Annotated in this window: 24 protein-coding genes; 9 read left to right on the top strand and 15 right to left on the bottom strand. The window is 73.5% G+C overall.

The features are described 5' to 3' along the window. Positions 1-870 (top strand): deoxyribonuclease IV, encoded by an 870-nt coding sequence (locus OOK41_RS11725; RefSeq protein ID WP_266264560.1) that lies wholly within the window; start codon positions 1-3, stop codon positions 868-870. A 116-nt stretch (positions 871-986) separates the two neighbouring features. Here the strand turns inward: OOK41_RS11725 and OOK41_RS11720 are convergent, their stop codons facing one another. From OOK41_RS11720 to OOK41_RS11705, 4 genes are all read right to left on the bottom strand, one after another. Beyond that, the gene (locus OOK41_RS11720) at positions 987-2024 is read right to left on the bottom strand and encodes a low specificity L-threonine aldolase (protein ID WP_266267787.1); all 1038 of its coding nucleotides are present in this window, start codon (positions 2022-2024) and stop codon (positions 987-989) included. Positions 2025-2068: 44 nt separating this feature from the next. Beyond that, a complete protein-coding gene (locus OOK41_RS11715; RefSeq protein WP_266264558.1) occupies positions 2069-3475 on the bottom strand; it encodes a class II 3-deoxy-7-phosphoheptulonate synthase in 1407 nt (468 codons plus the stop codon). 90 nt (positions 3476-3565) lie between these two features. After that, the gene (locus tag OOK41_RS11710; RefSeq protein WP_266264556.1) at positions 3566-4048 is read right to left on the bottom strand and encodes a hypothetical protein; all 483 of its coding nucleotides are present in this window, start codon (positions 4046-4048) and stop codon (positions 3566-3568) included. Between the two features lie 281 nt (positions 4049-4329). Then, positions 4330-5955, bottom strand: a complete 1626-nt coding sequence (locus OOK41_RS11705; protein ID WP_266264554.1) for a glycosyl hydrolase family 18 protein — start codon at positions 5953-5955, stop codon at positions 4330-4332. 148 nt (positions 5956-6103) lie between these two features. On the opposite strand from OOK41_RS11705, the gene OOK41_RS11700 reads away from it, so the two are divergent. Next, positions 6104-6592, top strand: a complete 489-nt coding sequence (locus OOK41_RS11700; RefSeq protein WP_266264552.1) for a glutathione peroxidase — start codon at positions 6104-6106, stop codon at positions 6590-6592. Positions 6593-6685: 93 nt separating this feature from the next. Here OOK41_RS11700 and OOK41_RS11695 read toward each other — a convergent pair whose 3' ends face one another. After that, on the bottom strand, positions 6686-7489 hold the full coding sequence (locus OOK41_RS11695; protein ID WP_266264550.1) for an SGNH/GDSL hydrolase family protein: 804 nt from the start codon (positions 7487-7489) through the stop codon (positions 6686-6688). Positions 7490-7656: 167 nt separating this feature from the next. Between OOK41_RS11695 and OOK41_RS11690 the strand changes: the two genes are divergently transcribed. Next, positions 7657-7926, top strand: a complete 270-nt coding sequence (locus OOK41_RS11690; protein ID WP_266264548.1) for a hypothetical protein — start codon at positions 7657-7659, stop codon at positions 7924-7926. Between the two features lie 71 nt (positions 7927-7997). On the opposite strand, the gene OOK41_RS11685 is transcribed toward OOK41_RS11690, so the two are convergent. Beyond that, a complete protein-coding gene (locus tag OOK41_RS11685) occupies positions 7998-9398 on the bottom strand; it encodes an FAD-binding oxidoreductase (protein WP_266264546.1) in 1401 nt (466 codons plus the stop codon). 246 nt (positions 9399-9644) lie between these two features. Between OOK41_RS11685 and OOK41_RS11680 the strand changes: the two genes are divergently transcribed. Beyond that, positions 9645-10916 carry a helix-turn-helix transcriptional regulator gene (locus tag OOK41_RS11680; RefSeq protein WP_266264544.1) on the top strand — a complete coding sequence of 424 codons (1272 nt, stop codon included), beginning with the start codon at positions 9645-9647 and terminating at the stop codon, positions 10914-10916. On the opposite strand, the gene OOK41_RS11675 is transcribed toward OOK41_RS11680, so the two are convergent. Continuing rightward, entirely contained in the window at positions 10896-11933 is a 1038-nt protein-coding gene (locus OOK41_RS11675; protein ID WP_266264542.1) for an NAD-dependent epimerase/dehydratase family protein, read from the bottom strand. The genes OOK41_RS11680 and OOK41_RS11675 overlap by 21 nt on opposite strands. A 106-nt stretch (positions 11934-12039) precedes the next feature. Here OOK41_RS11675 and OOK41_RS11670 point away from each other — a divergent pair, with 106 nt between their 5' ends. Continuing rightward, positions 12040-12570, top strand: coding sequence for a flavoprotein (locus OOK41_RS11670; protein ID WP_266264540.1), 531 nt, complete (start codon positions 12040-12042; stop codon positions 12568-12570). A 5-nt stretch (positions 12571-12575) separates the two neighbouring features. Here the strand turns inward: OOK41_RS11670 and OOK41_RS11665 are convergent, their stop codons facing one another. From OOK41_RS11665 to OOK41_RS11640, 6 genes are all read right to left on the bottom strand, one after another. After that, positions 12576-13061 carry a GNAT family N-acetyltransferase gene (locus OOK41_RS11665; RefSeq protein ID WP_266264538.1) on the bottom strand — a complete coding sequence of 162 codons (486 nt, stop codon included), beginning with the start codon at positions 13059-13061 and terminating at the stop codon, positions 12576-12578. Positions 13062-13254: 193 nt separating this feature from the next. Next, positions 13255-13605, bottom strand: coding sequence for a DUF2203 domain-containing protein (locus tag OOK41_RS11660; protein WP_266264536.1), 351 nt, complete (start codon positions 13603-13605; stop codon positions 13255-13257). Positions 13606-13681: 76 nt separating this feature from the next. After that, positions 13682-14500 carry a pyrroline-5-carboxylate reductase gene (gene proC / locus OOK41_RS11655; RefSeq protein ID WP_117668925.1) on the bottom strand — a complete coding sequence of 273 codons (819 nt, stop codon included), beginning with the start codon at positions 14498-14500 and terminating at the stop codon, positions 13682-13684. Between the two features lie 149 nt (positions 14501-14649). After that, positions 14650-15678, bottom strand: a complete 1029-nt coding sequence (locus tag OOK41_RS11650; RefSeq protein ID WP_117668926.1) for a 6-phosphofructokinase — start codon at positions 15676-15678, stop codon at positions 14650-14652. A gap of 163 nt (positions 15679-15841) precedes the next feature. Continuing rightward, positions 15842-16345, bottom strand: coding sequence for a pyridoxamine 5'-phosphate oxidase family protein (locus OOK41_RS11645; RefSeq protein WP_266264532.1), 504 nt, complete (start codon positions 16343-16345; stop codon positions 15842-15844). An 80-nt stretch (positions 16346-16425) separates the two neighbouring features. Beyond that, a complete protein-coding gene (locus tag OOK41_RS11640; protein ID WP_117668928.1) occupies positions 16426-16923 on the bottom strand; it encodes a polyadenylate-specific 3'-exoribonuclease AS in 498 nt (165 codons plus the stop codon). A gap of 237 nt (positions 16924-17160) precedes the next feature. On the opposite strand from OOK41_RS11640, the gene OOK41_RS11635 reads away from it, so the two are divergent. After that, a complete protein-coding gene (locus tag OOK41_RS11635) occupies positions 17161-17853 on the top strand; it encodes a Crp/Fnr family transcriptional regulator (protein ID WP_117668929.1) in 693 nt (230 codons plus the stop codon). Positions 17854-17934: 81 nt separating this feature from the next. Here the strand turns inward: OOK41_RS11635 and OOK41_RS11630 are convergent, their stop codons facing one another. Further along, complete coding sequence (locus OOK41_RS11630) at positions 17935-18192, bottom strand: hypothetical protein (protein WP_117668930.1); 258 nt, start codon at positions 18190-18192, stop codon at positions 17935-17937. A gap of 101 nt (positions 18193-18293) precedes the next feature. Here OOK41_RS11630 and OOK41_RS11625 point away from each other — a divergent pair, with 101 nt between their 5' ends. From OOK41_RS11625 to OOK41_RS11615, 3 genes are all read left to right on the top strand, one after another. Then, positions 18294-21914 (top strand): adenylate/guanylate cyclase domain-containing protein, encoded by a 3621-nt coding sequence (locus OOK41_RS11625; RefSeq protein WP_266264528.1) that lies wholly within the window; start codon positions 18294-18296, stop codon positions 21912-21914. 643 nt (positions 21915-22557) lie between these two features. Further along, on the top strand, positions 22558-23385 hold the full coding sequence (locus OOK41_RS11620; protein WP_266264525.1) for a DUF308 domain-containing protein: 828 nt from the start codon (positions 22558-22560) through the stop codon (positions 23383-23385). A gap of 233 nt (positions 23386-23618) precedes the next feature. Next, on the top strand, positions 23619-25037 hold the full coding sequence (locus OOK41_RS11615; protein WP_266264522.1) for a trehalose-6-phosphate synthase: 1419 nt from the start codon (positions 23619-23621) through the stop codon (positions 25035-25037). A gap of 19 nt (positions 25038-25056) precedes the next feature. On the opposite strand, the gene OOK41_RS11610 is transcribed toward OOK41_RS11615, so the two are convergent. Next, positions 25057-25851 (bottom strand): alpha/beta hydrolase, encoded by a 795-nt coding sequence (locus OOK41_RS11610; protein WP_117668994.1) that lies wholly within the window; start codon positions 25849-25851, stop codon positions 25057-25059. Positions 25852-25870: the final 19 nt, after the last annotated feature.

The following is a 25870-nucleotide window of genomic DNA, read 5'->3' as shown; positions in this document are numbered from 1 at the left end:
ATGTCCGCGTCCGCTGTCCACCGGCCGGTCGGCTCGCACACCCCCACCTCGGGCGGGCTGGCGAAGGCTGCCCTGCCGTACGTCGACGCGACCGGCGCCGAGGTCGTCCAGGTCTACGTCTCCAACTCCCGGGGCTGGGCGCTGCCGGCGGGCGACCCGGTCCAGGACGTGCTGTTCCGCGACGGCTGCGCCGAGCGGGGCGTGCCGGTGTTCGTCCACGCGTCGCTGCTGGTGAATCTCGGCTCCCCCACCCCGGCCACGGTCGAGCGGTCGGCGCAGACCCTGGCCCACGCGCTGCGCCGGGGGCGGGCGATCGGTGCCCTCGGGGTGGTGTTCCACGCCGGCAGCGCGGTCGACACGGGCCACGCCGACGCGGCCATGCGGCAGGTACGCGAGGCGCTGCTGCCGCTGCTCGACGAGACGCTGGCGGCGGGCGGCCCGCTGCTGCTGGTCGAGCCGAGCGCGGGTGGCGGCCGGTCGCTGGCCTCCCGGGTGGAGCAGCTCGGCCCGTACCTGGACGCGGTGGACCGGCACCCCGGCCTGGGCGTCTGCTTCGACACCTGCCACGCCTGGGCGGCCGGGCACGACCTGGCCGCCGAGGGCGGCATGACGGCCTGCCTGGACGCGCTGGTCGCCACGGTCGGGCCGGACCGGCTGCGGCTGGTGCACGCCAACGACTCGAAGGACCTGTGCGGCTCGACCCGGGACCGGCACGAGAACATCGGCAAGGGCACCATCGGCGAGCCGGCGTTCGCCGAACTGATGGCCCACCCCGCCACGGCGGGCATCCCGGTGGTGGTGGAGACCCCCTCGGAAAAACACGAGGGCCACGCCACCGACATAGCCACCCTCACCCGCCTCCACCCCTAACCCCACCCCCGCCGACCCTTGCGTTGATCAAGAGGTTTACGTCATCCGGGCCCCGGATCCTGACGCGAACCTCTTGATCAACGGGGGCAGTCGCGGGGTGGGTGGGGTTGGGTTGGCTAGTTGCGGAGGATTTGGGTGAGGGTGGTGGCGGCGCGGTCGACGGTGGTGTCGTCGACGTCCAGGTGGGTGACCAGGCGGGCGGAGCGCGGGCCGAGGACCGAGATCAGCACGCCCTCGGCGCGGGCGGCGGCGGCCAGGCCCCGTGCGTCGAGCGGGGACTTCGTCAGGTCCAGCGGGACGATGTTCGTCCGCACCGCTGTGGCGAGCACCCCGAACGGGGCGACAGCCTCGGCCAGCCGGGCTGCCTTCGCGTGGTCGTCGACGAGTCGCTGGATGTGGTGGGCCAGGGCGTACCGGCCCGCGGCGGCGAGCACGCCGGCCTGGCGCATTCCGCCGCCCATCCGCTTGCGGACGAACCGGGCCCGCTCGATCTTCTCCGCGCTGCCGACGACGAGCGAGCCGACCGGCGCGCCGAGGCCCTTGGACAGGCAGACCGACATGGTGTCGAACAGGGCACCGTAGGCAGCCAGCGGCACGCCGTCGGCGACGTGGGCGTGCCAGATCCGGGCGCCGTCGCAGTGCAGGGCCAGCCCGTTGGCGTCGGCGACCCGACGCAGCTCGCGCAGGGTGGCCAGCGGGATCACCCCGCCGCCGCCCCGGTTGTGGGTCTGCTCCACGGCGATGGCCCGGGTCGGCACCGCGAAGTAGCCGTCCGGCCGGACCATGCCGGCGACCAGGTCGGGGTCGACGTCCGCGCCGACCGCCGGCCACGTCCGCGACGAGATCCCGCCGTACGCCGCCGCCGCGCCGATCTCGTACGTGACGATGTGCGCGTCGGCGTCGCAGAGCAGCTCGTCGCCGGGCGGCACCACCAGTTGCAGGGCGATCTGGTTGGCCATCGACCCGGTCGGGGCGAACAGCGCCGCCTCGTGCCCGAACAGGGCGGCGACCTCGGCCTCCAGGGCGTTGACCGTCGGGTCCTCGCCGTAGACGTCGTCGCCGACCTCGGCGGTGGCCATCGCCTCCCGCATCCCGGCGGTGGGCCGGGTCACGGTGTCCGACCGCAGGTCGATGAGTGGGTCAGCCACGGTCATCCCTTCGGCCGCCGACTGCGGGGCTCGCAAGCTCACTCCTCGCGTCAGCCACGGAGCATCTCCGCCACCAGGAAAGCCAGCTCCAGCGACTGCTGGGTGTTCAGCCGCGGGTCGCAGGCGGTCTCGTACCGGTCGGGCAGGTCGAGGTCCTCGATGCCCTGGGCACCGCCGAGGCACTCGGTGACGTCCTCGCCGGTCAGCTCGACGTGCAGGCCGCCCGGGTGGGTCTCCAGGCCCCGGTGCACCTCGAAGTAGCCGAGCACCTCGTCGACGATCCGGTCGAAGTGCCGGGTCTTGTAGCCGTTGGACGACTCGTGGGTGTTGCCGTGCATCGGGTCGCACTGCCAGACGACCTTCGCGCCGGCGGCGGTGACCTTCGCCACGATCGGCGGCAGGGTGTCGCGGACCCGGTGGTTGCCCATCCGGCTGATCAGGGTCAGCCGGCCGGGGATGTTCTCCGGGTTGAGCTTCTCGCAGAGCTCGATCGCCTCGTCCGGGGTGGTGGTCGGGCCGAGCTTCACGCCGATCGGGTTGGCGATGCGGGAGATGTAGTCGATGTGCGCGCCGTCGATCTGCCGGGTGCGCTCGCCGATCCAGAGGAAGTGCCCGGACAGGCCGTACGCGCGGCTGCCGGAGACCCGGGTGAGCGCCCGGTCGTACTCCAGCGCGAGGGCCTCGTGGGAGCAGTAGAGGGTGACGGTGCGCAGCGCGTCGTCCTCGGTCATCCCGCAGGCGTTGATGAAGGCCAGCGCCCGGTCGATCTCCCGGGCGATCGCCTCGTAGCGCTCGCCGGCCGGGGAGCTCTTGACGAAGCCCTTGTTCCAGTCGTGCACCGCGTGCAGGTCGGCCAGCCCACCGGCCAGGTACGCCCGGAGCATGTTCATCGCGGCGGCCGAGTTCGCGTACGCCCGGATCATGCGCTGCGGGTCGGCGACCCGCGCCTCCGGCGTGGCCTCCAGCGAGTTGATCAGGTCGCCGCGGTAGGCCGGCAGGCCCCGCGCGTCGGTCGGCAGCGACCGGGGCTTGGTGTACTGCCCGGCGACCCGGGCGACCTTGATCACCGGCAGGGAAGCGCCGTAGGTGAGCACGATCGCCATCTGGAGCAGGGTGCGGGCGTTGGCCAGCAGGTGACTCTCGGTGTTGTCGACGAAGGTCTCCGCGCAGTCGCCGCCCTGGAGCAGGAACGCCTTGCCCTCGCAGACCAGCGCGAGGCGCTGCCGGAGCTGGTCGACCTCGTAGGGCGCGACGACCGACGGCACGGTGTCGAGCACCTTGCAGACCTCGGCGACCGCCGCCGGGTCCGGCCACGGCGGGATCTGCGCCCGGGGCAGGTCCCGCCAGCGGTCCAGGCCGAGGGCGGCGTCCTCGGCGGAGTCGACGGTCGGACGGCTGGTCTGTAGGCCGGGGCTGCCCACCGCGGGATGGCTCAGCTGATGCCACTCATGGCGCATGACAGAAAGCGTACGGCGACCGCCGGAGGGACCGGGCGGCGAGGGTGACGGTTCCGGCAGTTGGGAGGTCCCGGCCCGTGGGGGTCGGCGTCAGGGGGTGACCGACGGCTCGGGGGTGTGGCCGCCCGGCGCCTCCCCCGCGACGCACCAGTCGGCGCCGCTGCGGGTGACGGTGAACAGCAGCGGCCGGGTGGCCTCGCGGGTGCCGACGGTGACGGTGACCGACGTGCTGACCTCCTGCCCGGCCGCGCCCGGGCGGACGTCGGTGATGGCCGCCTCCGTCACGGTGAAGTGGTCGGCGAAGTCGCCGTTCGGGCCGGTGGCGGCGGAGTCGAAGCTCCCCTGGGCGGGGGCGCAGAGCTGACTGCGTCCGGCTGCGACGTCCTTGGCGATCATCGCGTCGAGGTACGCCTGCACCCGCTCGCGGGCCTTGGTGCCCGCCTCCTCGGCGGGCGCCCGGCCGGGCTGCTCCGCCGCCTTCTCGTCGGCACCGCCGAGCCCGCAGCCGAGCAGGGTGAACGGCAGGAGCGCGAGCGCCGTGACGAGCGCCGCCCTGGAGTGAGCCACAGCCATCCGTCCCTCCCCTCGACCCGGCACGGGCAGGTGCCGATGCGCGAGTCTGACACATCGCCCCGGACCCGCCGCGCACCCGGTGCGCCACGGGGGCCGGCGGGCCGGGTGGGGGCGGGGGGGGCGGATGGGGCACCGGGCCGGGTGGGGGCGAAGGCGGGCTGGGGCGCCGGCGCGGGCCTGCCGCGCGGGAGGCGTCGACGAGGGCCAGGCGCCACGAGCGGGCGGGGAGGGACCGGTGCGCGGTCCCTCCCCGCCGGGTGGGTGTTGCGTCGGCCTTCGGCTCAGCCGAGACCGCCCTTGATGGCGCCGATCAGCTCACCGTTGGTCGTGTCGCCGGAGAGCTCCCAGAAGAACGCGCCACCGAGGCCCTGGTTCTTCGCGTACGTCATCTTGCCGCCGATGGTGGACGGGGTGTCGTAGCTCCACCAGTTGCTGCCGCACTTGGCGTACGCGGTGCCGGCGACGGTGCCGGTGGCCGGGCAGGTGTTCTTGAGGACCTTGTAGTCCTCGATGCCGGCCTCGTAGGTGCCCGGGGCCGCGCCGGTGGCGGTGCCGCCCGGGGCGGCCTGGGTGACCCCGGTCCAGCCCCGGCCGTAGAAGCCGATGCCGAGCAGCAGCTTGTCGGACGGGATGCCCTTGCTCTTGAGCTTCTGGATCGCCGCGTCGCTCCAGAAGCCCTGCTGCGGGATGCCGGCGTACGAGGTGAGCGGGGAGTGCGGGGCGGTGGGGCCCTGCGCCGCCCAGGCGCCGAAGAAGTCGTACGTCATCGGCATCAGCCAGTTGAGGTTCGGCGCGGCACCGGCGTAGTCGGTGGCGTCGATCTTGCCACCGGTGCTGCCGTCGGCGGTGATGGCCGCGGTGACCAGCGCCGAGGAGCCGAACTTGGTCCGCAGCGCGCTGATCACGTTCTTGAAGGCGTTCGGGCCGCTGGTGTCACAGGTGAGGCCGCAGGCGTTCGGGTACTCCCAGTCGACGTCGATGCCGTCGAAGACGTCCGCCCAGCGCGGGTCCTCGACCATGTTGTAGCAGCTCTCGGCGAACGCGGTCGGGTTCTGCGCGGCCTGGGTGAAGCCGCCCGACCAGGTCCAGCCGCCGACGGAGTAGATGACCTTGAGGTGCGGGTACATCTTCTTCAGCTTGCGGAGCTGGTTGAAGCTGCCGCGCAGCGGCTGGTCCCAGGTGTCGGCGACGCCGTCGACGCTGTCCGCGGCGGTGTACGCCTTCTCGTAGTCGGCGTAGCTGTCGCCGATGCTGCAGCGACCGCCGGTGGTGTTGCCGAAGGCGTACAGGATGTGGGTCAGCTTCGCGGCGGACCCGCTGGTGTGGATGTTCTTGACGTGGTAGTTACGGCCGTAGACGCCCCACTCGGCGAAGTAGCCGACGACCTTCTTGCCCCCGCCGGGCGGCGGCGTGGTCGGCGGCGGGGTGGTCGGCGGCGGGGTCGTGGGGGGCGCGGTGGTCGGCGGGGTGGTGGTCGGCGGCGGGGCGCTGGTGGTCGGGGTGGTGCCGCCGCCGCACGGCGCGCCGTTGACGGTGCAGTTCAGCGGCGCCTTGTACGCCCCGGTGCCGTTGTAGCCCCAGCTGAAGCTCGCCCCGGCGGGGAGCGGGCCGGCCCAGCTCTTCTTCACCGCGACGTAGTGGTTGCCGCTGCTGGTGACGTCGGCGTCCCAGGAGCTGCTGATGGTGGTGCCGGCCGGCAGGTCGAACTCGATGCGCCAGGTGTCCACGCTGGCGGCGGAGCCGTTGGCAACGGTCACCCGGGCCTCGTGACCGGTCCCCCAGTCCTGCGCCTTGGCGAACGTGGCGGTCACACTTCCGGCACCGAACGCCGAGGTCATCGGGACCGCCGAGACGGTCATCGCGACCACGGCGCCGGCCCAGAGGGCCCGGCGGAGCGATCTCTTCATGTGGCGTCTCCCCAAACAGTTAGGAAACTTTCCAAAAGGATGGTGAGACGCTACTCACGGCGTCATCACTTCGTCAAGATGTACATGCGTCGATCATCGGGAAACGGGGATCCGCCCGGCCGTCGCCGCCGGTCGGTAGCCTCGGCGGATGACCGTCTTCGACACCCAGATCGACGCGCTGGCCGGTGGCCCGGCCGACCTCGCCCGCCACCGGGGCCGGGCGCTGCTGGTGGTGAACGTGGCGTCCCGCTGCGGCCTCACCCCGCAGTACGCCGGCCTCCAGGCCCTGCACGAGACCTACGCCGACCGGGGCCTGGTGGTGCTCGGCGTGCCGTGCAACCAGTTCGCCGGCCAGGAGCCGGGCACCGCCGCCGAGATCGACGAGTTCTGCCAGGTCAACTACGGGGTGACCTTCCCCCTGACGGAGAAGGTGGACGTCAACGGCCCGGGCCGGCACCCGCTCTACGCGCAGCTCGTGTCCACGCCGGACCCGGACGGGCACACCGGCGACGTGCGGTGGAATTTCGAGAAGTTCCTGGTGGCGCCGGACGGCACGGTGGCGGGCCGGTTCGCCCCGACCGTCGCGCCGGACTCCCCGGACCTGCGCGCGGCGGTCGAGAAGGTGCTGCCGGCGTGACGACCGGGTAGGCGCCCGGAACACACGCGAGGCCGCGCCCCCACCCGAGGTGGGCGCGCGGCCTCGAAGGTCACCGGCGCGGGGCCGGCCCGGTCAGCCCGCCGCGGCGCGGAACACCGGGTAGTAACCGCCGGACTGACCGGCCGCCGTCGGGTGGTACGAGATGCCGAGGTTGAGGAAGTTCAGGGCGTGCATCCACTTCTCGCCGTAGCTGCACAGCTGGTGGCCGACGAAGGCCGACCGCACGTCGGCGAACTTGAAGCCGGCCGAGGTGGCGGCGGTGCGGATGATGTCGTCCACGAGGTTGATGCCCTCGTTGATCTTCGCCCGGGAGGTCGCGGTGAGGCCGACGCAGGTCGTGCCGAGCTGGTAGAAGACCGGGTATCCGACGACCACGACCCGGGCCGACGGCGCCTTGGCCTTGATGCCGTTGTAGACGTTGGCCAGCTTGCCGGGCAGCTCGGTGCGCGCCTTGGTCTCGGCGGCCTGCACGGCGGCCACGCACTGGCTCTCGCCTTGGAGCACGCAGGTGGACATGATGGTGGTGAAGCCGACGTCGTTGCCGCCGATGGTGATGCTGACCAGCGTGGTGGTCGACGACAGCGCGGAGAGCTGGTTGTTGATCACGTCCGTGGTGATCGCTCCGGAACAGGCGACCGACTTGTACGACGCGGGCCTGATGTTGGTGTTGTAGAGCGCCGAGTACGCGTTTGTGCTGCGCTTGCACGCGCCACTCTCGGCGGTGTAGCTGTCGGCGCCGAGGCCGGAGGCGTACGAGTCGCCGAGGGCGACGTAGCGGTCGCTGGCCGAGGCCTGGGCGGGGACGGCCAGCGTGAGCGTGGCGCCGAGGGTCGCCGCGACACTCACGGCGAAGGTAACGAGACGGGATCTCCGCACGTCGCACTCCTGGGGGTGGGAAGTGGTAGTGAAAGATAGATATCACTGAATCCAGACCTGATGGAAGATCACCGATCCCCTACAGGGGTGGATAGGGGTGGTTCGGTCCACAAGCGTCCGAAGTCACGGGACGCCCGAGCCGGAGTCACGGGACGCCAGATAACCCAGTGGATCGGTCGCTGGGCTCGCGGGCCCGGGCGGCCACCCCCGCCGAGGCCGCGGCGAAGGCCGCCGTCACCGCGTTCCTCGACACCCTCGGGTACGACGCGGCAGACGTCGGGCCGCTCGCCGAGGGCTGGCGCTTCCAGCGGGACACCACCGCGTACGCGGCGCTCTACGCGGCCGACCCGGCGGGCGACTTCGACGTCCCCGCCCGGGTGGACGCGGAGAGACTGCGCGCCGCCCTCGCCGCCGCCCGCCGCTACGCCGACGCCTGAGGCCTGACCAGGGGCCCCTGCTCACCGCCCCGGCGGCAGGCGTCCCTGGTCAGCAGCGGCCCGGTCACCGGTCACCCTGGCGACCGCACGTCCGCGGGGAGGTGGACGCGCTCGGCGGGGATCCCCGCCGCCAGCAGCCGCAGCCGCGCGCCGGCGAGCATGGCCGGCGGCCCACACACGTACACCTCCTGCCCGGGCTCGTGGTGGTCCAGGGCCAGGGTGAGCGCGTCGCCCTGCTCCGCCGGCCCGGCGAGGACGTCGTGCGAGAACGCCGGGACGAGGGTCAGCCAGTCGTACGCGCGCTGGAGCCGGTCCAGGCTGATCGCGTCGTACAGGTCGGCGAAGGTGCGCGCCCCGACCACGAGGGTGACCCGGCGGCCGTCCGGAGCGGCGGCGACCTGCTCGACGAGGGCACGCAGCGGCGCAAGGCCGGTGCCCCCGGCGACCAGGAGCAGGTCCCGGCGGGGTCGCGGGTGGAGGGTCAGCCCGGTCTCGGCCGGCGGGCCCAACCAGAGCGGCTCGCCGGGGCGTACCTCGTGCACCAGGGCGCGGGAGACGGTGCCGGCGGTGACGGCGCGGACGTGCAGCTCGACGGTGCCGTCGGGGCGCGGCGCGTTGGCCGGGCAGTACCAGCGCCACACCCCGGGCCGGCGGGGCGTGCACACCGGCACGGCCTGGCCGGGCCGGTGCGGCAGCCGTTCCCCGGGACGCACGGTCAGGATCGCGACGCCGTCGCCCGGCCGGTCGTGGTCGACGACCCGGGCCGCCCACCACGCCGGACCGGTCCCGCTCGGCGGCAGCGCGCGCAGCGCCTCCCGGCAGCGCCGCCGCCAGCCGTCAGCCGGCGTCCGCCCAGGGGCGATCCCGGCGAGCAGGGCATCGGCGACCGGCCCCGCGTGCTCCGGCAGCAGGCCGTGCCGTCGCCGGGCGCGGCCGAGCACCGTCAGCAGCGCCGCCCGCCCGACCGGGTCGTCGCCGCCGTCGACCAGCCGGGCGAGGCTGGCGAACAGCAACGGCCCGTCCCGCCCCGGCGGGCCGCCGCCCACCGCCGCGCGGAAGTGCCGGGCCGCCGCGTCGGCGTACCGGAAGGTGGCCGCCCAGGACGCGGCCTCGTCGGCGGCCGGCGGCCCGGCCTCGTCGGCGAACGCCCGGCCCGCCGCCTCGACCGCCGCCGCCGGCAGGTCACGCGCCAGCAGCACCCCGGTCAGGTAGTCGACCACCCGTCGGTGCTGCGTCTCGGTGAGCCCGAGGCCGCGCCACGCGCCCGCCGCCGGGCGGGCGATGTCGCCGGCCGGGCCGCCGAGCGCCGTCGTGAGGGTCAACGCCAGGTGCCCGGCGAGCCGGACCCGATCGACCCCGACGAGGTACGGCGACAGGTCGGCGTCCGCCGCCACCAGCCGCAGCCAGCGCGTCACCACCTCCCGCACCCCCGCCGGCCCGAGCCGGCCGAACACCCCCATCCGGTACGTCACCGCTGGCCTCCGTTGGTTGAGAAGTCGAGCGGCACCGGGGCGGGCGGGGACGGTGGAAGCGCTCGGGGTGACGCTCCCACCGGAGCCCGGCACCCGCCCCGGGCCATGCGTCCACCCTCGCCTCCGGGACGGGCCGGTCCCAGGGCGGCAACTCGGCGAAAGGGCGGCACGGGTGTTGCATCCCGATCACCAGGGAGGTAACTGTGTAGTGCTGCCCAATCACGTTCCGCGACGGAAGGTGCCGTGATGGCCCCGAAGCGACACCGGCTTGCCCAGCGACGGAAGACGGTTGGTCACACCCAGGAGAGCCTCGCGGAGAAGCTCGGCGTCGACCGCACCACCGTCGTCCGCTGGGAACGCGCCGAGTCGGCGCCCCAACCCTGGATCAGACTCAACCTGGCCAACGCGCTCGCGATGACTGTGGACCAGTTGGACGACCTGCTGAGGGATGTGGCCGAGACCGAACTTCCTCGACCAGGGGTTCCCAGTGGTGGTCGCGGCACTGGGACGACCACCTCGCTGATAAGCGAGGCCGCAGATGCGATCTCCAACGATCCGTTTCTCTCCGACAGGCCGATGCCACACGAGACGGTCGAATCACTGCAAGATGACATGGCGATCCTGGCGCGGTCGTTCAGCATGACCGCCCTTGACGTGTTCACCACCGCTCGCTGGCTCTCGAACGAGGCCCGATCGCTGGCCAAGCGAACGCGGCGGCCAGGTGAGCTTGCGGATCTCTACACGGTGATCGGCCAGGGCACGGCACTGATGGCGTCCACCGCCTTCGACCTCGGGCACTGGAACGACTCAGCAGCGTTCGCCCGCGCCTCCACCCGGTACGCCGACCTGGCTGGCCAACCGTCTCTGATGGCCTGGACGCTCGGTCTCCAGATGACGCTGGCCAACTGGCGCAACGAGCCGGATGCCGCCTTGGCCTACTTCGCCAAAGCGATGCGTGTCGCACCTGACGGCGAGCCGAAACTGAGACTCCGTCACATCGCCGCGCGGTCATACGCGTTGCTCGCGGACCCAGCGTCCGTCGCCGAGTCCCTGGAGGCGGCCCGGCGGGACAGGGAGCTCGCGGCAGGACACCCGGACGAGCTCAACGTTTCCTCCGGTGGCGAGTTCGCTTTCGGGCCCGCGCGGGCGGCGGCGTGTGCGGCAGCTGCCTGGCTCGACCTCGGCGAGGGCGGACAGGCAATCGCGCACGCGCAGGAGGCTCTCGACGCCTACACCAGCGTCCCGTCCGCCCGCTGGCCCTACTCACAGATCTGCGGCGTACAGATCGACCTGGCGGCGGCCCGCCTCTGTCAGGCTGACCGGGACGGCGCTGCCGACGCTGTTCGGAACGCCCTGGCACTACCCCAACACCGGAGGAACACGTCGCTGACCGGCCGGATGACCAGGGTGCAGAGGCTACTGGGAACCTCGCGCTGGGAGCACGACGAAAGGGCGCGGCAACTCGCCGAGCAGATCGCGATGTGGCTCGCCGAGCAGTCAGCCGCAGCGCTCACCTGAGCCATGCCACGCGGCCAACACCCGGGCTTCCTTCTCCGGGCTCAACCCGATCTCCACAGTGCGGTCGATCCCGTGTGTCGAACCGCCGGACTGGCGCAGCCAGTGCCAGGTGTCGGCGACGGTCGCAGCCAGCGACCGGCACGTCAGACCGGCCTGCTGGGCCTTGGCCGCGTCGACCTGCCACACCCCGTCGAACGTGCGCCACAACGGAAGCTCGGACCATTGCCGTACGCCTTGGTCGAGCAACGCGCCGTGCGGAACCCAGGTGAAACTCGGGGTGACGCCGGTCGCGGCGACACAGGCGTGCAGCAGACCGGCGAAGGTCGCTCCCCCGATGGGCGCGCAGACGTTGTACGCACCCGGCAGGTGGTCCGTGACGGCACACAGCGCGAACGTGGCCACATCTCGCACGTCGATCGGCTGGATGGTGCGGTCGGGCGAGCCGGGGGCGAGCACCTCACCACCGGCGGCGACCCGACGCAGCCACCAGGGCAGGCGGCCGACGTACTCACGGGGACCGAGGATCACGCCGGGGCGCAGCAGGGTTGTCCGGTCCTCGCCGAACACGGCGGAAACGGCCGCCTCGCAGCCGGACTTGAGGTAGCCGTATCGGGTCGCCCCGTCCTCGGTGTCGGTGCCGTAGCTCGGCCCGGCGTCCTGCGGACAGTCGAGCACCTCGGAGCGCTCGCTGAGCGGCCTCGCCGGCCAGTCGCGATACACACTGACCGTCGACACGAACACGTAGCGATCGGCGGCGGCGGAGAGGGCGGCCGCCACCTCGAGCACGTTCGCCGGCACGTACCCGGACGTGTCGACCACGGCGTCCCACGGCCCGGCGGCCGCCAGGTCAGCGACATCACCGGCCCGCGTCCGGTCGCCGTGGATCGCCCGCACTCCAGCCAGACCAGGACCCGACTGGCCCCGGTTGAAGGTGGTGACCTCCCAGCCGGCACGGAGGGCCGCCGCTACCACGGCACGGCCGACGAACCAGCTTCCCCCGAGCACCAGCAGTCGCATGGTTCCACTATCCGCCGCGACGATCGAGCGACGAGCCCCAGACGCTGTAGAACAGGAGTGCGGTGGAACACGACAATGCGAAGCGCAGTGTGCGTGAGCGGGTCTCGTGACCGGCCGTCCGGTCCTGTACCTGGTGGTGTGCGCCGCTCCCCCGGCGCAGCGGATCGGCGAGTTGGTCGAGCTGCTGCGCCGGGACGGCTGGACGGTGTGCGTGATCGCCACGCCGACGGCCGCCACCTGGGTCGACCGGGAGGCCCTGGCCGAGCGGACCGGTCACCCCGTTCGCTGGACGCCCCGGACGCCCGGAGATCCCGCCGTGCACCCCGAGGCCGACGCCGTCCTGGTGGCCCCCGCGACCTTCAACACGGTCAACAAGTGGGCGCTCGGCATCAACGACAGCGTCGCCCTCGGCATCCTCAACGAGCTACTCATGTCGGGTCTGCCGATCCTCGTCTCCCCGTACGCCAAGGGGACCCTGACGGCGCACCCGTCGTACGCCGGACACGTCCGGCTGCTCGCCGGGGCCGGCGTGGAGTTCACGGAGACCTCGGTCCTCCGGCCGGGGACGGCGGCCGGGGAGCACCCGTGGCGCCTGGTGAGCGAACCGCTGAGGCGTCACCTTCCGACCGGCCGCTGAGCCCGTCAGTCGGCCGGCGACAGGCTCAGGCGCAGCGTCTGGCCGGAGGTGGGAACGAACCCCAGCGACCGGTAGAGCGGCTCACCGTCCGCCGTCGCCCGCAGGTCGATCTTGCCCACGCCGCGCTCGCGGTACCAGTCGAGCAGCGCCTCCAGGCAGGCCCGCGAGTACCCGCGCCGCCGGTAGCCGTGGTCGGTGACGACGTTGAAGACGTACCCGGTCAGGCCGCCAGGGTTGTCCGGGCCGCCGAGCCGGCGCTCGATCGTGCCCACCGCGACGGCGGCCAGCTCCCCCGGCCCATCCGGCTTGTCGACGACGAAGACGCCCATCGCGTCCTGCGGCTCGGCCAGCCGGTCGCGCAGCGTCTCCCGGGCCGCCTCCTGCCAGGGGCCGGGCGCGGGCGGTGCCCCGGCCATCGCCGCCAGCATGACGCCACGCAGCCGGACGATCTCGGAGGCGTCCCCGACGGCCGCTCGACGCACGATGATCATGCTGGGACCGTACCCGGTGCCTCCCGGCGCGTCGGCAGAGCCCATGGCTTGGTCCCCGCGCCCCGCCGCCACAATCGGCGCGTACCTGCGCCTGCGAGCTGGCGACCCTCGCGCTGCGGGCCGGCTGGTCGAAGCCGCCCGGGCACCCGGACGATGCTGCTACCCAGCGGCGGCAACTCGGGAGGGCGCCGTTTCACACCGGGCGGCGGCCGGCGAAGCCGCACTCGACGCGGTGGTACCAGCGCACGTCGGAGTCGCCCTCCAGCCAGCACCACAGCACCGGGCGGCCGGCCTGCTCGCCGGGGAAGTCCAGCAGCACCGGGGCGATGCCCTTGACCTCGATGTCGTGCTCGTGCAGCTCGTCCACGACGCCGTGCAGCCGGGCCTCCAGGGCCTTGACCTCGGCCAGGCCGCCGAGCGGGCTCAGGCCCCCGTCGGCGAGATCGGCGCGCAGCTCGGCCAGGTCGGCCCGGATCCGGATCAGCTCGTCGATGCGGGGCCGCAGGGTGGCCACCAGGAACCGCGCCTGGGCGAGTGTGAACACCGCGCCAGTATGGGGCACGGCGGTGGGTGACGCGTCCCGCCGGTCCGACGGCGGGACCGCGGCGGGGACGGGTGCGCTACTCGGACTGGGCGGCCAGTTCCCGGGCCCGGTCGCGGGCGGCCTCCAGCGCGGCGAGCATGGCCGCCCGGACGCCGTGGTTCTCCAGCTCCCGGATGGCGGCGATGGTGGTGCCGGCGGGCGAGGTGACCGCCTCGCGCAGCTTGACCGGGTGCTCGCCGGAGTCGCGCAGCATGACCGCCGAGCCGATCGCGGTCTGCACGATCAGCTCGTGGGCGACCTGCCGGGGCAGGCCGAGCAGGATGCCGGCGTCGACCATCGCCTCGACCAGCAGGTAGAAGTACGCCGGCCCGGAGCCGGACAGGGCGGTCACGGCGTCCTGCTGGGACTCGGGGACCCGGACGGTCGCGCCGAGCGGGGAGAACATCTCCTCGGCCAGGGCCAGGTGCTCGCCGGTGGCGTGCGCGCCGGCCGAGATCGCGCTCATCGCCTCGTCCACCAGGGCCGGGGTGTTGGTCATCACCCGCACCACCGGGGTGCCCTCGGGCAGCCGCCGGGTGAAGAAGGTGGTGGGCAGGCCGGCGCAGAGCGAGATCACCAGCTTGCCGGCCGGCACCTTCGGCCCGATCTCGTCGAGCAGGGCGGCGGCGTCCTGCGGCTTCACGGAGACGGCCAGCACCGCCGCCTCGTCGACCGCGGTCAGGTTGTCGACCACCCGGACGCCGTAGCGGGCGGTCAGCTCCTCGGCCCGGCTCGGCCGGCGCGCCGTGGCGAGCAGCCGCTCCACCGGCCACCCGGACCGCAGCAGCCCGGAGAGCATCAGCTCGCCGATCTTGCCGGCCCCGATCACCGCAACGATGTGTCTCCCCGCCGCCATGGCCGTACCCCCTTACCCGCCTCGCGTCGTCCCAGGGTGTGCCGCCGCCCGGGCGTAGCCGCCCGCCGCGGACGCCCTGGACCGGCGCGGCGGGGCACCCGGCGGCGCGTGCGGCGACCCGCAGGGGTGCCGCACGCGCCGCGTGGGCGTCAGCTACCGAAGAAGACCTCGGCCTCGTTGTACCGCTCCAGCGGCACGGTCTTCAGCTCGCGGGTGGCCTCCGCCAGCGGCACCCGGACGATGTCCGTGCTCTGCATGGCGACCATCTTGCCCCAGTCGCCCTCGTGCACCGCGTCGATCGCCTGGAGGCCGAGCCGGGTGGCGAGCACCCGGTCGAAGGCGGTCGGGGTGCCACCGCGCTGGATGTGGCCCAGCACGACGGTGCGGGCCTCCTTGCCGGTCTTGGCCTCCAGCTGCTCGGCGAGCCACTGGCCGATGCCGCCGAGGCGGACGTGGCCGAACGAGTCGAGCTCCTGGTTGTGCAGCACCATCTGGCCGTCGAGCGGCTGGGCGCCCTCGGCGACCACGACGATCGGGGCGTACTGGTGCTGGAAGCGCTTCTCGACGTACCCGGCGACCTGCTCGACGTCGAACTGCCGCTCGGGCAGCAGGATGACGTTGGCGCCGCCGGCCAGGCCGGCGTGCAGGGCGATCCAGCCGGCGTGCCGGCCCATCACCTCGACGACCAGGGTGCGGTGGTGGCTCTCCGCCGTGGTGTGCAGCCGGTCGATCGCCTCCATGGCGATGTTGACGGCGGTGTCGAAGCCGAAGGTGTAGTCGGTCGCGCCGAGGTCGTTGTCGATCGTCTTCGGCACGCCGACGACGTTGACGCCCAGCTCGTGCAGCTTGGTGGCGACGCCGAGGGTGTCCTCGCCGCCGATCGCGATCAGCGCGTCCACGCCCTGCGCGGCGAGGTTCTCCTTGATCCGCTCGACGCCGTTCTCGATCTTGAACGGGTTGGTGCGGGACGAGCCGAGGATGGTGCCGCCGCGCGGCAGGATGCCCCGCACCTCGGCGATGCCCAGGGGCTTGGACAGGCCCTCCAGCGGACCCTTCCAGCCGTCCTTGAAGCCCACGAACTCGTGACCGTAGCTGGCGACGCCCTTGCGGACCACCGCCCGGATTACCGCGTTGAGACCCGGGCAGTCGCCGCCGCCGGTGAGCACGCCGATACGCATGATCTGCTCATCCTCCTGGAGCATCAGGTGAAGCCCGATTTGCCCCAGGATATGTGTCAGATCAGACCATCGGCGCCATTGCCGGCCCGGGGCGGGCCGTCAGTGCGAACTGTAGCCGTCGTACCTGCGCGCCGGCCGCGCGCCCCGGGCAGCCGCCCACAGCTCAGCAGGTCGTCTCCTGGTCGCCCCCCGCCCTCGGCGGCTTGCCGGTGCCCGCCGCCCTGGCGAAGCCGAGCAGGTTGACCACGGTGCTGCTCGCCGAGTCCCAGTACTCCGTGGAACTGACGTGCACCCTGATCAGCGTCAGCCCGGGGGTGTCCAGCCCGTCCGGGAACCAGGTTTTCAGCAACGGGTTCCACACCTGCTCGGCGCGGGCCCGGTCGTACTCCTCCTGCGCGGTGCCGGACAGCGAGACCCAGGCGTCGTTGCGCCGGTCGGAGAACCCGACGTTGACCTCCGGGTTGACCCGGAGCTGGCGGACCTTCGCCGAGTCGGCGTGGGCGAAGAACCACAGGTCGCCGTCGAACTCTGCCGCCTGTAGCCCCATCGGCCGGCTGACCAGCCGCCCGTCCAGGCCGATGGTGGTCAGCATGCAGATCCGCGCCTCACGGATCAGCTCGGTGACCCGGTGCCGGGCGTCGGTGGCGCTGGTCGGCTCACTGCTCATGGCGGTACCTCCCTCGATCGACCGGACGTCGACCCGGTGCCCGGGACGGACCCGACCAAACCCGAGGGAGCCGACGAACGTCAGCGGGCGGTCATCGCACGCCAGCGGGCGAGGTTGTGCCGGGCGTCGACCAGCGCGTCGTGCCGGGCGGCGTCGGCGTTCGGCAGCGGCGGTCGCCCCCGGTCGTCCCAGAGCTGCCGCAGATCCTTGGTGAACCGGGGGATCTCCCGGGGCAGCGCCGGCATCGCCCCCCAGAGCTGGGCCAGCACCACGTGGTCGTACGCGGCGTACCAGGCCCACAGCTCCAACTGCTCGCCCGGCCGGTCCCGGACCGGCTCGACGAGGAACTCGTAGAGCTCGTCGCGGATCCGCTCCCGCGACCGCCAGGCCCGGTCGGCCGGCGAGGGGAGCTTGTCCAGCACGTTGCGGCGCACCCAGGGCACGGCCCGGGAGTCGTCGAACTCGGTGGAGACGGCGTAGAACTCGCGCCCGTTCTCGTCGACGACGCCGATCGACACCAGGTCGACGGTGCGCCCGTCCTCGATGAACTCGCAGTCGTAGAAATAGCGGTAGACCATCGTCCCCATCCTGGCCCACCCGCGCCACCCGCCGTCGGCCGGGGCCCGCCCCGCCGCCCTTCGCCGCAGCTCGGGAGTGTCACGGAAGTGTTTCCAGGGGTGTACAGCAAGCGACTGGACCGTCATGATCTGATGTGTACCGCTACCGGACGTCGAACCGGTTCAGAACCTCGTACCGGGGACTGTCAGGTTCACCCGGCTGCGAGTTGTGGTCCTTGACCGGGGAGGGGTTGGGCCGTGGAGATGCGCCTGCCGGAGCCGGGTGACGCCCTCACGGGGGTCGACATGTTCGCCGGCCTCGAACCGGAGGTGCGCCAGCGGGTGATCGCGGCGGCGGTGCCGCGGACGTACCGCAAGGGCCAACTGCTCTTCGTCGAGAACGACCCGGGCGAGTCGCTGATCGTGCTGCGCCGGGGCGCGGTGGCCGTGTTCCGCACCGCGCCGACCGGCGAACGGGCCGTGCTGTCGGTGATCCGACCCCCGGAGGTGCTCGGCGAGGTCTCCCTGCTCGACGCCTCCACCCGCTCGGCGTCGGCGGAGGCCATCGAGGACTGCTCGGCGCTCGCGCTGTCCCGCTCCGCCTTCATGGAGCTGGTGCACTCCAACCCGCGCATCCTCGACGTGGTGATGCGCTCGCTCGGCGGGCTCATCCGCCGGCTGACCGAGCAGAACGCCGACCACGTCTTCCTGGACCTACCCGGTCGGGTCGCCAAGACGCTGGTCCGGCTGGCCGGCGAGAGCCAGGCCCCGATGATCACGATCGAGCTGAACCAGAGCCAGCTCGCGGAGATGGCCGGTGGCTCCCGGCAGAGCGTCAACCAGGCGATCGGTTCCTTCGCCAGCCGCGGTTGGCTGCGTACCGAGGGTCGCCGGATCGTGGTCACCGACGTGGCGGCGCTGCGCCGCCGGGCCGGCATGAGCGACCGCTGAGCCACCCCGCCCCCGGACGGTGAGAGGGCCGGCGGGCGAGGCCCGCCGGCCCTCTCACCGGTTATCGACTTGTCCCGTTGTTCACTTGCCCGGCTCGTCCGCGGGCGGTGCGCCCGGGCCGGGACCGATCTTTGTCGGATCGGTCGGCTTGGGCGTCGGCGTCGGCGTCGACGTGGTGTTCGTGGTGCTCTCGGGACCAGCGCCCTGGCCGTCCGGCGTTTCTACCATGCCCTGCTCCTCCAGTGAGGCGAGAGTGACGGCGTCGACCTCGACCGTGTCGCCCGGGGCCCACATGGTCCCGCGCGCATCCATCCACGGGGCGGACAGTCGTACGTGCACGGCACTCTCCTGACGGTGTATCTCCTGAGTGGAAGGTTAGTCTGACCCGATCAGCCGCATCGTCCGCCCGCATATCGGGTAGCCGACTCAGCGGCGGGGGCGTGATACTGGGGCCACCTCGCGCTACGGAGCCGACCATCGACCTGAAGTGTGGACACTGCTCACGGGAAGCCGGTCCCGACGACCGCTTCTGCGGCGGGTGCGGGCAGGCGCTGAGCCGTAGCTGCGCCCGCTGCGGGCACCCCAATGGTGCCGAGGCCAACTTCTGCACGAGCTGCGGCCAGCCGCTGCACGACCGGCCGGTGGCGGTGCAGGAGGACCGCCGCCAGGTCAGCGTCCTGTTCATCGACATCGTCGACTTCACGACGTACGCCGAGCGGGCCGACCCGGAGCAGGCCCGCGGCCTCCAGCAGGGCTACTTCGCCACCGTGCGCCGGCTGGTGCACCAGTACGGCGGGGTGGTCGAGAAGTACATCGGCGACGCGGTGATGGCGCTGTTCGGGGCGCCGGTGGCCACCGACAACGACGCGTTGCGCTGCGTCCGCGCGGGGCTGGAGCTGCAACGGAACCTGGCCCGCCAGTCCATCGGCCCGCATCCGCCGCTCGGGTTCCGGGTCGGCATCGCCACCGGCGAGGCGCTGGTCGACCTCTCCGCCGCCCGCGACGGCGGGCAGGGCTTCGTCACGGGGGACGTGGTGAACACGGCCTCCCGGTTGCAGTCCCTCGCCCCCTCCGGCGGCGTGGTGGTGGACGAGAGCACCTGGGCGGCCACCCGGCACGACATGGAGTACGCCGTCCAGCCCCCGGTGACGCTGCGGGGCCGCTCCGCGGTCAGCCGGATCTGGCTGGCCGTCCGCGCGCTGCCCCAGCGGGACCTGAGCAGCGCCGAGCAGACGCCGATGGTCAACCGGGAACACGAGCGCGGCCTGCTGGTCAACGCCCTGCACCGGACGATCACCGAGCGCACCTCGCAGCTGGTCACCGTCTTCGGTCCGGCCGGGGTGGGCAAGAGCCGGCTGCTGCGCGAGCTGGCCCGGACCGCCGCCAGCCTGCCCGGACCGCCGGTCACCTGGTTGGTCGGGCAGTGCCCGCCGTTCGGCGAGAACGTCACGTACGCCGCCCTCGCCGACATCGTCAAGGGGTGGGTCGGCGTGTCGGACGTCGACGACCCGGCGGCCCTCGGCGACCTGCTACAGCGCCGCCTGGGCGGGCTGGCCGACCGGCACGGCGTCCGGCTGGCCGGCCAGCTCGGCCCGCTGATCGGCCTGCCCGGCGAGCGGCTCACCCCGGGCGAGACCGAGGCGTCCTGGCGACGGTTCCTGCTCGCCCTGGCCGCCGCCGGCCCGACGGTGCTGGTCTTCGAGGACATGCACTGGGCCGACCAGGCCATGCTCGCCTTCGTCGAGCAGCTCGGCGCGGCGGCGCGCGGCGTGCCGTTGCTGGTGGTGGCCACCGCCCGGCCGGAGCTGCGGGAGCGCCACCCGGCCTGGACCGGGACGATCAGCGGGGCGATGTCGATCTCGGTGCCGCCGATGCACGACGCGGACATCGACACCCTCTACTCGCTGCTGCTCGGGCAGGCCGCGCTGTCGCCGGAGTCCCGGGGACCGCTGATCGAGTTCGCCGACGGCAACCCGCTCTACGCCCAGGAGTACGCCCGGATGCTGCTCGACGGCGGGCTGCTCGACGCGGCCCGGCCGGACGTCCGGCTCGACCCGGCCGGCTCCCCGGGGATGCCACGCACCGTGCAGGCGGTCATCGCCAACCGGCTCGACCTGCTCGACCCGTCCGACCGGGCCGTGCTCCAGGCCGCCGCGGTGGTCGGCGTGCAGTTCTGGCCGGGGCCGGTGGCCACCGCGCTGGGCCGGCCGGTGGAGTGGGTCGAGCGGGCGCTGGACCGGCTGCAACGCCGCGACCTGGTGTACGAGCAGCCCACCTCGACGATGCCCGGCCAGCCCGAGTACCGGTTCCGGCACATCCTGGTCCGGGACGTCTGCTACCAGCGGCTCCCCCGGGCCGAGCGGGTGCTGCGCCACCAGCGCACCGCCGACTGGTTGGAGCAGATCACCGACGGCCGGCAGCACGACCTCGTCGAGGTGCTGGCCAACCACCGCTGGGCGGCGCACGAGATCGCCCGCACCGTCGGCCTGGACACCGCCCCGTACGCCCCGGCGGCGCGGGCCGCCCTGCACCGCGCGGCCCGGCGGGCGAACGAGCTGCACGCGCTGGACACCGCCGCGACCCTGGTGGGGCGGGCGCTGGCCCTGGCCGGCGGGCCCGACCCGACGCTGGAGCTGTTCGACGCCGAGCTGGCGTTCTACCGCGACGGCGACGCGTTCCTGGTGGCCGGGGGCACGGACAAACTGACCGGGCTGGCCGACCGGCTGGCCGAGGCCGGTGAGTGGACCGGGGCGGCCCGGGCCTGGACGCTGCTCGCCACCGCGGCGTGGAGCCGCGCCGACCGGTCGGAGACGCTGCGCTGCCTGGACCGGGCGCTGGGCATCTACGCCGACCTGCCGGACACCGAGGAGAAGGCGGGCGCCCTGCTGGAGCTGGCCCGGGTGCACATGCTCAACGCGGAGACCGACCCGGCCTGCGCGGCGGCCCGGACCGCCGCCGGGCTGGCCGAGCGCCTGCGACTGCGCGAGGTGAGCGCGAACGCCCGGATCACCCTCGCCGTGGCCCGGTACCAGTCCGGCGTCGGCGAGGCGTACGCCGAGCTGGCCGAGATCACCGAGCACTGCCGGGTGGAGCGGCTGACCAGCCGCCGCCGGGCGGTGCACAACCTGGCCTGGGTGTTGCAGGAGGAGGGCGACCTGGCCGGGTCGGCCCGGCTGGTGGACGAGCAACGCTCGCTGGACCTCGGCGGCGAGCACAGTCTGGCGACGAGCTTCGAGGACCAGTGGGCCCGGTCGTACTACGCCGGGGACTGGGGTTCGGCGGCGGCGCTGGTGGCCGAGTCGACCCGGCGGCCCACCGCCGAGTGGGACCTGCACATCGTCGCGGTCTCCGGCTGGCTGCGGGCGCTACGCGCCCACCCGCAGCGGGCCGACACCGACCCGGCCGGCACCGACCCGGCCGACGCCAGGCCGGGCGACGCCAGCGGGACGGGCGGGGGCACGGCCGGCGGGCGCAGGGCCGAGGAGGGCGGCGAGGGCGACCAGGTGGAACGGGCGGTGCTGGCCGCCCGGCGCTCGGGCTTCCACCGGGTGCTCCGCTCGACGCTGGCCCACGCCGCACTCTGTCGGGCGGTGCAGGGACGCGACGCCGAGGCGCTGCGGCTGCTCGCCGAGCTGGACGAGGACTGGCGGCGGACCCGGATGATCCCGTTCGCCGAGTGGGTCCCCGCGATCGGGCACGTCGCGGTGGTGCTCGGCGGGGATGCCGCCCGACAGGTCCGGGACCTGCTGGCCTGCTCGCCGCGAACGACCCCGTGGGCCCGGGCCGCCGGCCAGGCTACGGAGGCCGCGCTCGCCCGGGCGGCCGGGGACACCCACTCCGCCGCCGGGCTGTTCCGGTCGGCGGCCGAACAGTACCGGCGGATGGGCGACGCCACCGACCACGCGCTCGCCCTCGCCCTCGCGGTGCCCACCCTGCGCGAGGAAGACCCGGCGGACGCGGCCGAGGTGCTGGCCCAGGTGCGGGAGTTCGCCGCCCGCAACCACGCCCCGGGCCTGCTCCGCTTCGCCGGTGTCGGTGCCGGTGCCGGCCCGCAGGCGTAGCCCCGCCGGCCCCGGCCACCCGGACGCGGCCGGCGGTCGACCCGTCGCCAGGTCAGTTACCTCGCGCCTATCCACCACCCGCATACCGCGACGTCAGTGACATCGCGGCGCCCCGGCCGCGCCCGGGCGGTCCACCGGGATGGTGCCGGGCCGACGAGGAGCATCGTCGTCGGCCAGCCCTTGGTCCCCTTACCGGTGAAGTACTCCGCTTTGGCGATGATTGTGACTTTTCGCTTGCCGACCGGCGGTGTGAAGGTCGAATCGGAGAAGGGCAGGCGGCTGCTGGCGAGGATGACCGCACCGGCGTCGGGCACGTGGTGCAGACCCTCGACCCGAGGGTGGAAGATCAGCCTCGGCAGGGACCGGGGATGGTGTACTTCATCAGCCAGTACAGCCGCCGGTGGCCGTCCCGAGAGGGCGGCCGCGACGCCACCGCCCGGGCTGGCGGGGCCCTCGGCCCGCCCCGGGGCGGGCCCGCGGGGACGCCGTCGGCGAGCGGGACTGTCGGGCATGAGCCTACGAACCGGGAGCGGCACGCCACAACGCACTCCCGGAACAGGGCCCCGACGTGTCACGATTCAGGGCACGGCGTACGGGGCGCCGGGACAACCGCACCGCGAGGTGCTCCGAGGGAGGATGTCCGGTGTCAGCGGGTGGGGCCCGCCGGGGGCGGCGGGACAACGGGCTCGACGCGAGCGAGTACGCCGTCGCCGGCGACGTGGATCCGCGCATCGGTGAGCACCTGCTCGACGTGCTGGCCGCCGGCGGCATCGCGGCGTACCTCCAGCCGTCGGCCGACCTGAACCCCGTCACCCGCACCACCACCGTGCCGGCCCGGCCGGTCGACCGGCTCTACGTCGACCGGTCCCACCTGACCACGGCGCGCGACTACCTCACCCAGCTCGCCGACGAGACCCCCGCCGAGCCGACCCGGGACGAGCCGGACGTCGACGCCGAGTGGGCCCGCATCGTGGCCGGCTTCCACACCACCCCGGCCGCCGGGGCACATCCCTGGCCAGCGGCGGAGGACGTCGACGACGAACCGGGCGAGCCGGCGGCGGGCGGGACCGGCCGGGCCGGGATGGACGAGGGTGGCACCGCCACCGACGTGCGCCGGCTGCCCTGGGCCGCCGACATCTCCGGCGTCTCCGTCGGCCGGGGCCGGCAGGACGAGCCGTCGCTGCTGGACGGGTTGGACACCTTCGGCGCCGACCTGCCCGACGACGCGGAGGAGCGCTACCACCCGCCGCCACCCCCGCCGCTGCCCCGGATCTCCAAGTACGCGGTGGCCGGCGTGCTCGCCATCATCGTCGGCTTCGTGCTCTTCCTGGAGCCGTCGCTGCTGCCGGTGGACAAGTCGGTGGTCACCCTGTTCGGGTTCACCGGGATACTGGCCGGCTTCGTGACGCTGATCTGGCGGCTGCGCCCCGACGACTCCGACGACGACCCGGACGACGGCGCCCGGGTCTGACCCACCCGGCGCGGAGGCGGGCCAGGGGCAGCAGGTCCACCCTCCGTTGCGTACCGTTCCCGGGCACGGACGCCGGGTGCCCGAATTGCGGGACGCCCACCGCCCTCCGCGAAAGGCGTAACAGTGGTGTAACTTACTGTCAGTAGGAATACCGCTGTACGTCACTTCCCCCACTGACTGCCCGGTTGTTCCTCGCTCGTGGTGGTCGGTCTCTGCTGATCGGAATGCCCGAGATGCGACAGAGTTCACTCGTGGTGGTGGCCAACCGCCTCCCCATCGACGACAGTGTGGCGCCCGATGGCGCCTGCGAGTGGCGACGCAGCCCCGGCGGGCTGGTGAGCGCCCTGCATCCCCTGCTCCGGCACACCCCGGCCACCTGGGTCGGCTGGGCGGGCGGCACCGGTCCGGCGCCGGCCCTGCCCGACGTCGACCGCGTCCGGATGCGCACCGTGCCGCTGAGCTCCGAGGATCTCCGCGACCACTACGAGGGCTTCGCCAACTCGACCCTGTGGCCGCTGTACCACGACGCGGTCGAGCAGCCCGAGTACCACCGCCGCTGGTGGGAGGCGTACCAGCGGGTCAACCAGCGGTTCGCCGAGGCGACGGCCGAGGTGGCCGAGCGGGGCGCGGTGGTCTGGGTGCAGGACTACCACCTGCAACTGGTCCCCGGCCTGCTCCGCGAGCTGCGTCCCGACCTGCGGATCGGCTTCTTCCTGCACGTGCCGTTCCCGCCGCCGGAGCTGTTCATGCAGCTCCCCCGCCGGGCCGAGCTGCTGCGCGGCATGCTCGGCGCCGACCTGATCGGCTTCCAGCGCGCCCAGGCCGCGCACAACTTCGCCCAGCTGGTGGCCAAGGTGCTGGAGCTGCCGGCGACCGACCGGCGGATCGCCGTCGGCGACCGGGTGGTCCGGATCGGGGCGTTCCCGGTCTCGATCGACACCGCCGAGATGGCCGCGCTGGCGAGCCGCCCCGACGTGGCCGCCCGGGCCCGGCGGCTGCGCCACGACCTCGGCGACCCGGACCACGTCATCCTCAGCGTCGACCGGATGGACTACACCAAGGGCATCGAGCAGCGGCTCAAGGCGTACAGCGAGCTGCTGGCCAGCGGGCACGTCAAGGTGCGCGACACGGTGCTGGTGCAGGTGGCGGTGCCCAGCCGGGAGCGGGTGACGCAGTACCAGATCCTCCGCGACCGGGTCGAGCGCGAGGTGGGGCGGATCAACGGCGAGTTCGGCCGGGTCGGCGAGCCCGCCATCCACTACCTCACCCAGCCGTTCGACCGGGCCGAACTGGCCGCGCTCTACCGGATCGCCGACGTGATGGCGGTGACCCCGCTGCGGGACGGGATGAACCTGGTCGCGAAGGAGTACGTGGCGGCGCGGGTGGACGACACCGGCGCGCTGCTGCTCAGCGAGTTCGCCGGCACGGCGGCGGAGCTGTCGCAGGCGTACCTGGTCAACCCGCACGACCTGGAAGGGCTCAAGCAGGAGCTGCTGACCGCGCTCCAGGCCGACCCGGCCGACGTCACCGCCCGGATGCGGGCGATGCGCGAGCACCTGCACCGCAACGACATCCTCGCCTGGGCGCGTTCCTACCTCAGCGCGCTCGACGACGGGGGCTCACTGCTGAACCACATCAGCACGACCGGCTGACCGGCCCGGCCCTCGGGGGTCAGGCCGGGCCGGGCTCCTTCTCCAGCCAGTCCAGGATGGCGTCGATCGGCTCCCGCCAGCGGGCGTCCAGCATCAGGTCGTGCCCCATCCCGGGGAAGAGCAGCGGCGCGCCGCCGTGCCGCCGGGCGGCCCGGGTCAGCGCGGCCGGCGGGACCACCCGGTCGTCGGGGCTGCCCAGCACCAGCACCGGGGGGTGGCCCACGGCCGGCTCCGGGGAGCGGTGGGTCAGCAACTGCCACTGCGCGCGCCTTCCGGCCCGGCCGAGCCGGGAGGCGTACCGGCGGGCCTCGGCGTCGGGCAGCTCGCGGCTGAACAGCTGCCGGCGGCTCAGCCGCAGCCCGCCGCCGACCAGGGCGGGCAGGGTGCCGCCGGGATTGCGGCGCAGCGCGGCGCCCAGCGTCCCCCAGTCGCCGAGCACCGGCGCGACCAGCACCGCCGCCCGGGCCGGGTAGCGGGCCAGGGCATGCCGGACCACCAGGGCCCCGGCGCCGTGCCCCACCAGCACCGCCTGGCGCGGCAGGCCCGCCGCCACCTGCGTCACGTCGTGGGTGTACGCCCGCAGCGTCGCCTCCGGCGCCGGCTCGCTGCCGCCGTGCCCGCGCAGGCTCAGCGCGTACGCCGGGAAGCCGCGCCCGGCGGCGTGCTCCAGCCAGTGCTCGGCGAACGCCCACGCCCCGTGCCCGAAGCCGGGCACGAACAGCAGCGGGGGGCGGCCCTGCTCCAGCTCGGGGAGCGCGCTGAGCACCTCGCGGCGGGCCGGGCGGACCGGGCGGGCCCACTCCCGGCCGCGCATGATCCGCACCCGTTCCCCG

It is taken from the genome of Micromonospora sp. NBC_01655, from assembly GCF_026339755.1.
In the GTDB taxonomy this organism is placed as follows: Bacteria; Actinomycetota; Actinomycetes; order Mycobacteriales; family Micromonosporaceae; genus Micromonospora.
The sequence above is the reverse complement of the archived record's forward strand: the minus strand, read 5'-3'. Positions and strand labels throughout refer to the sequence as shown.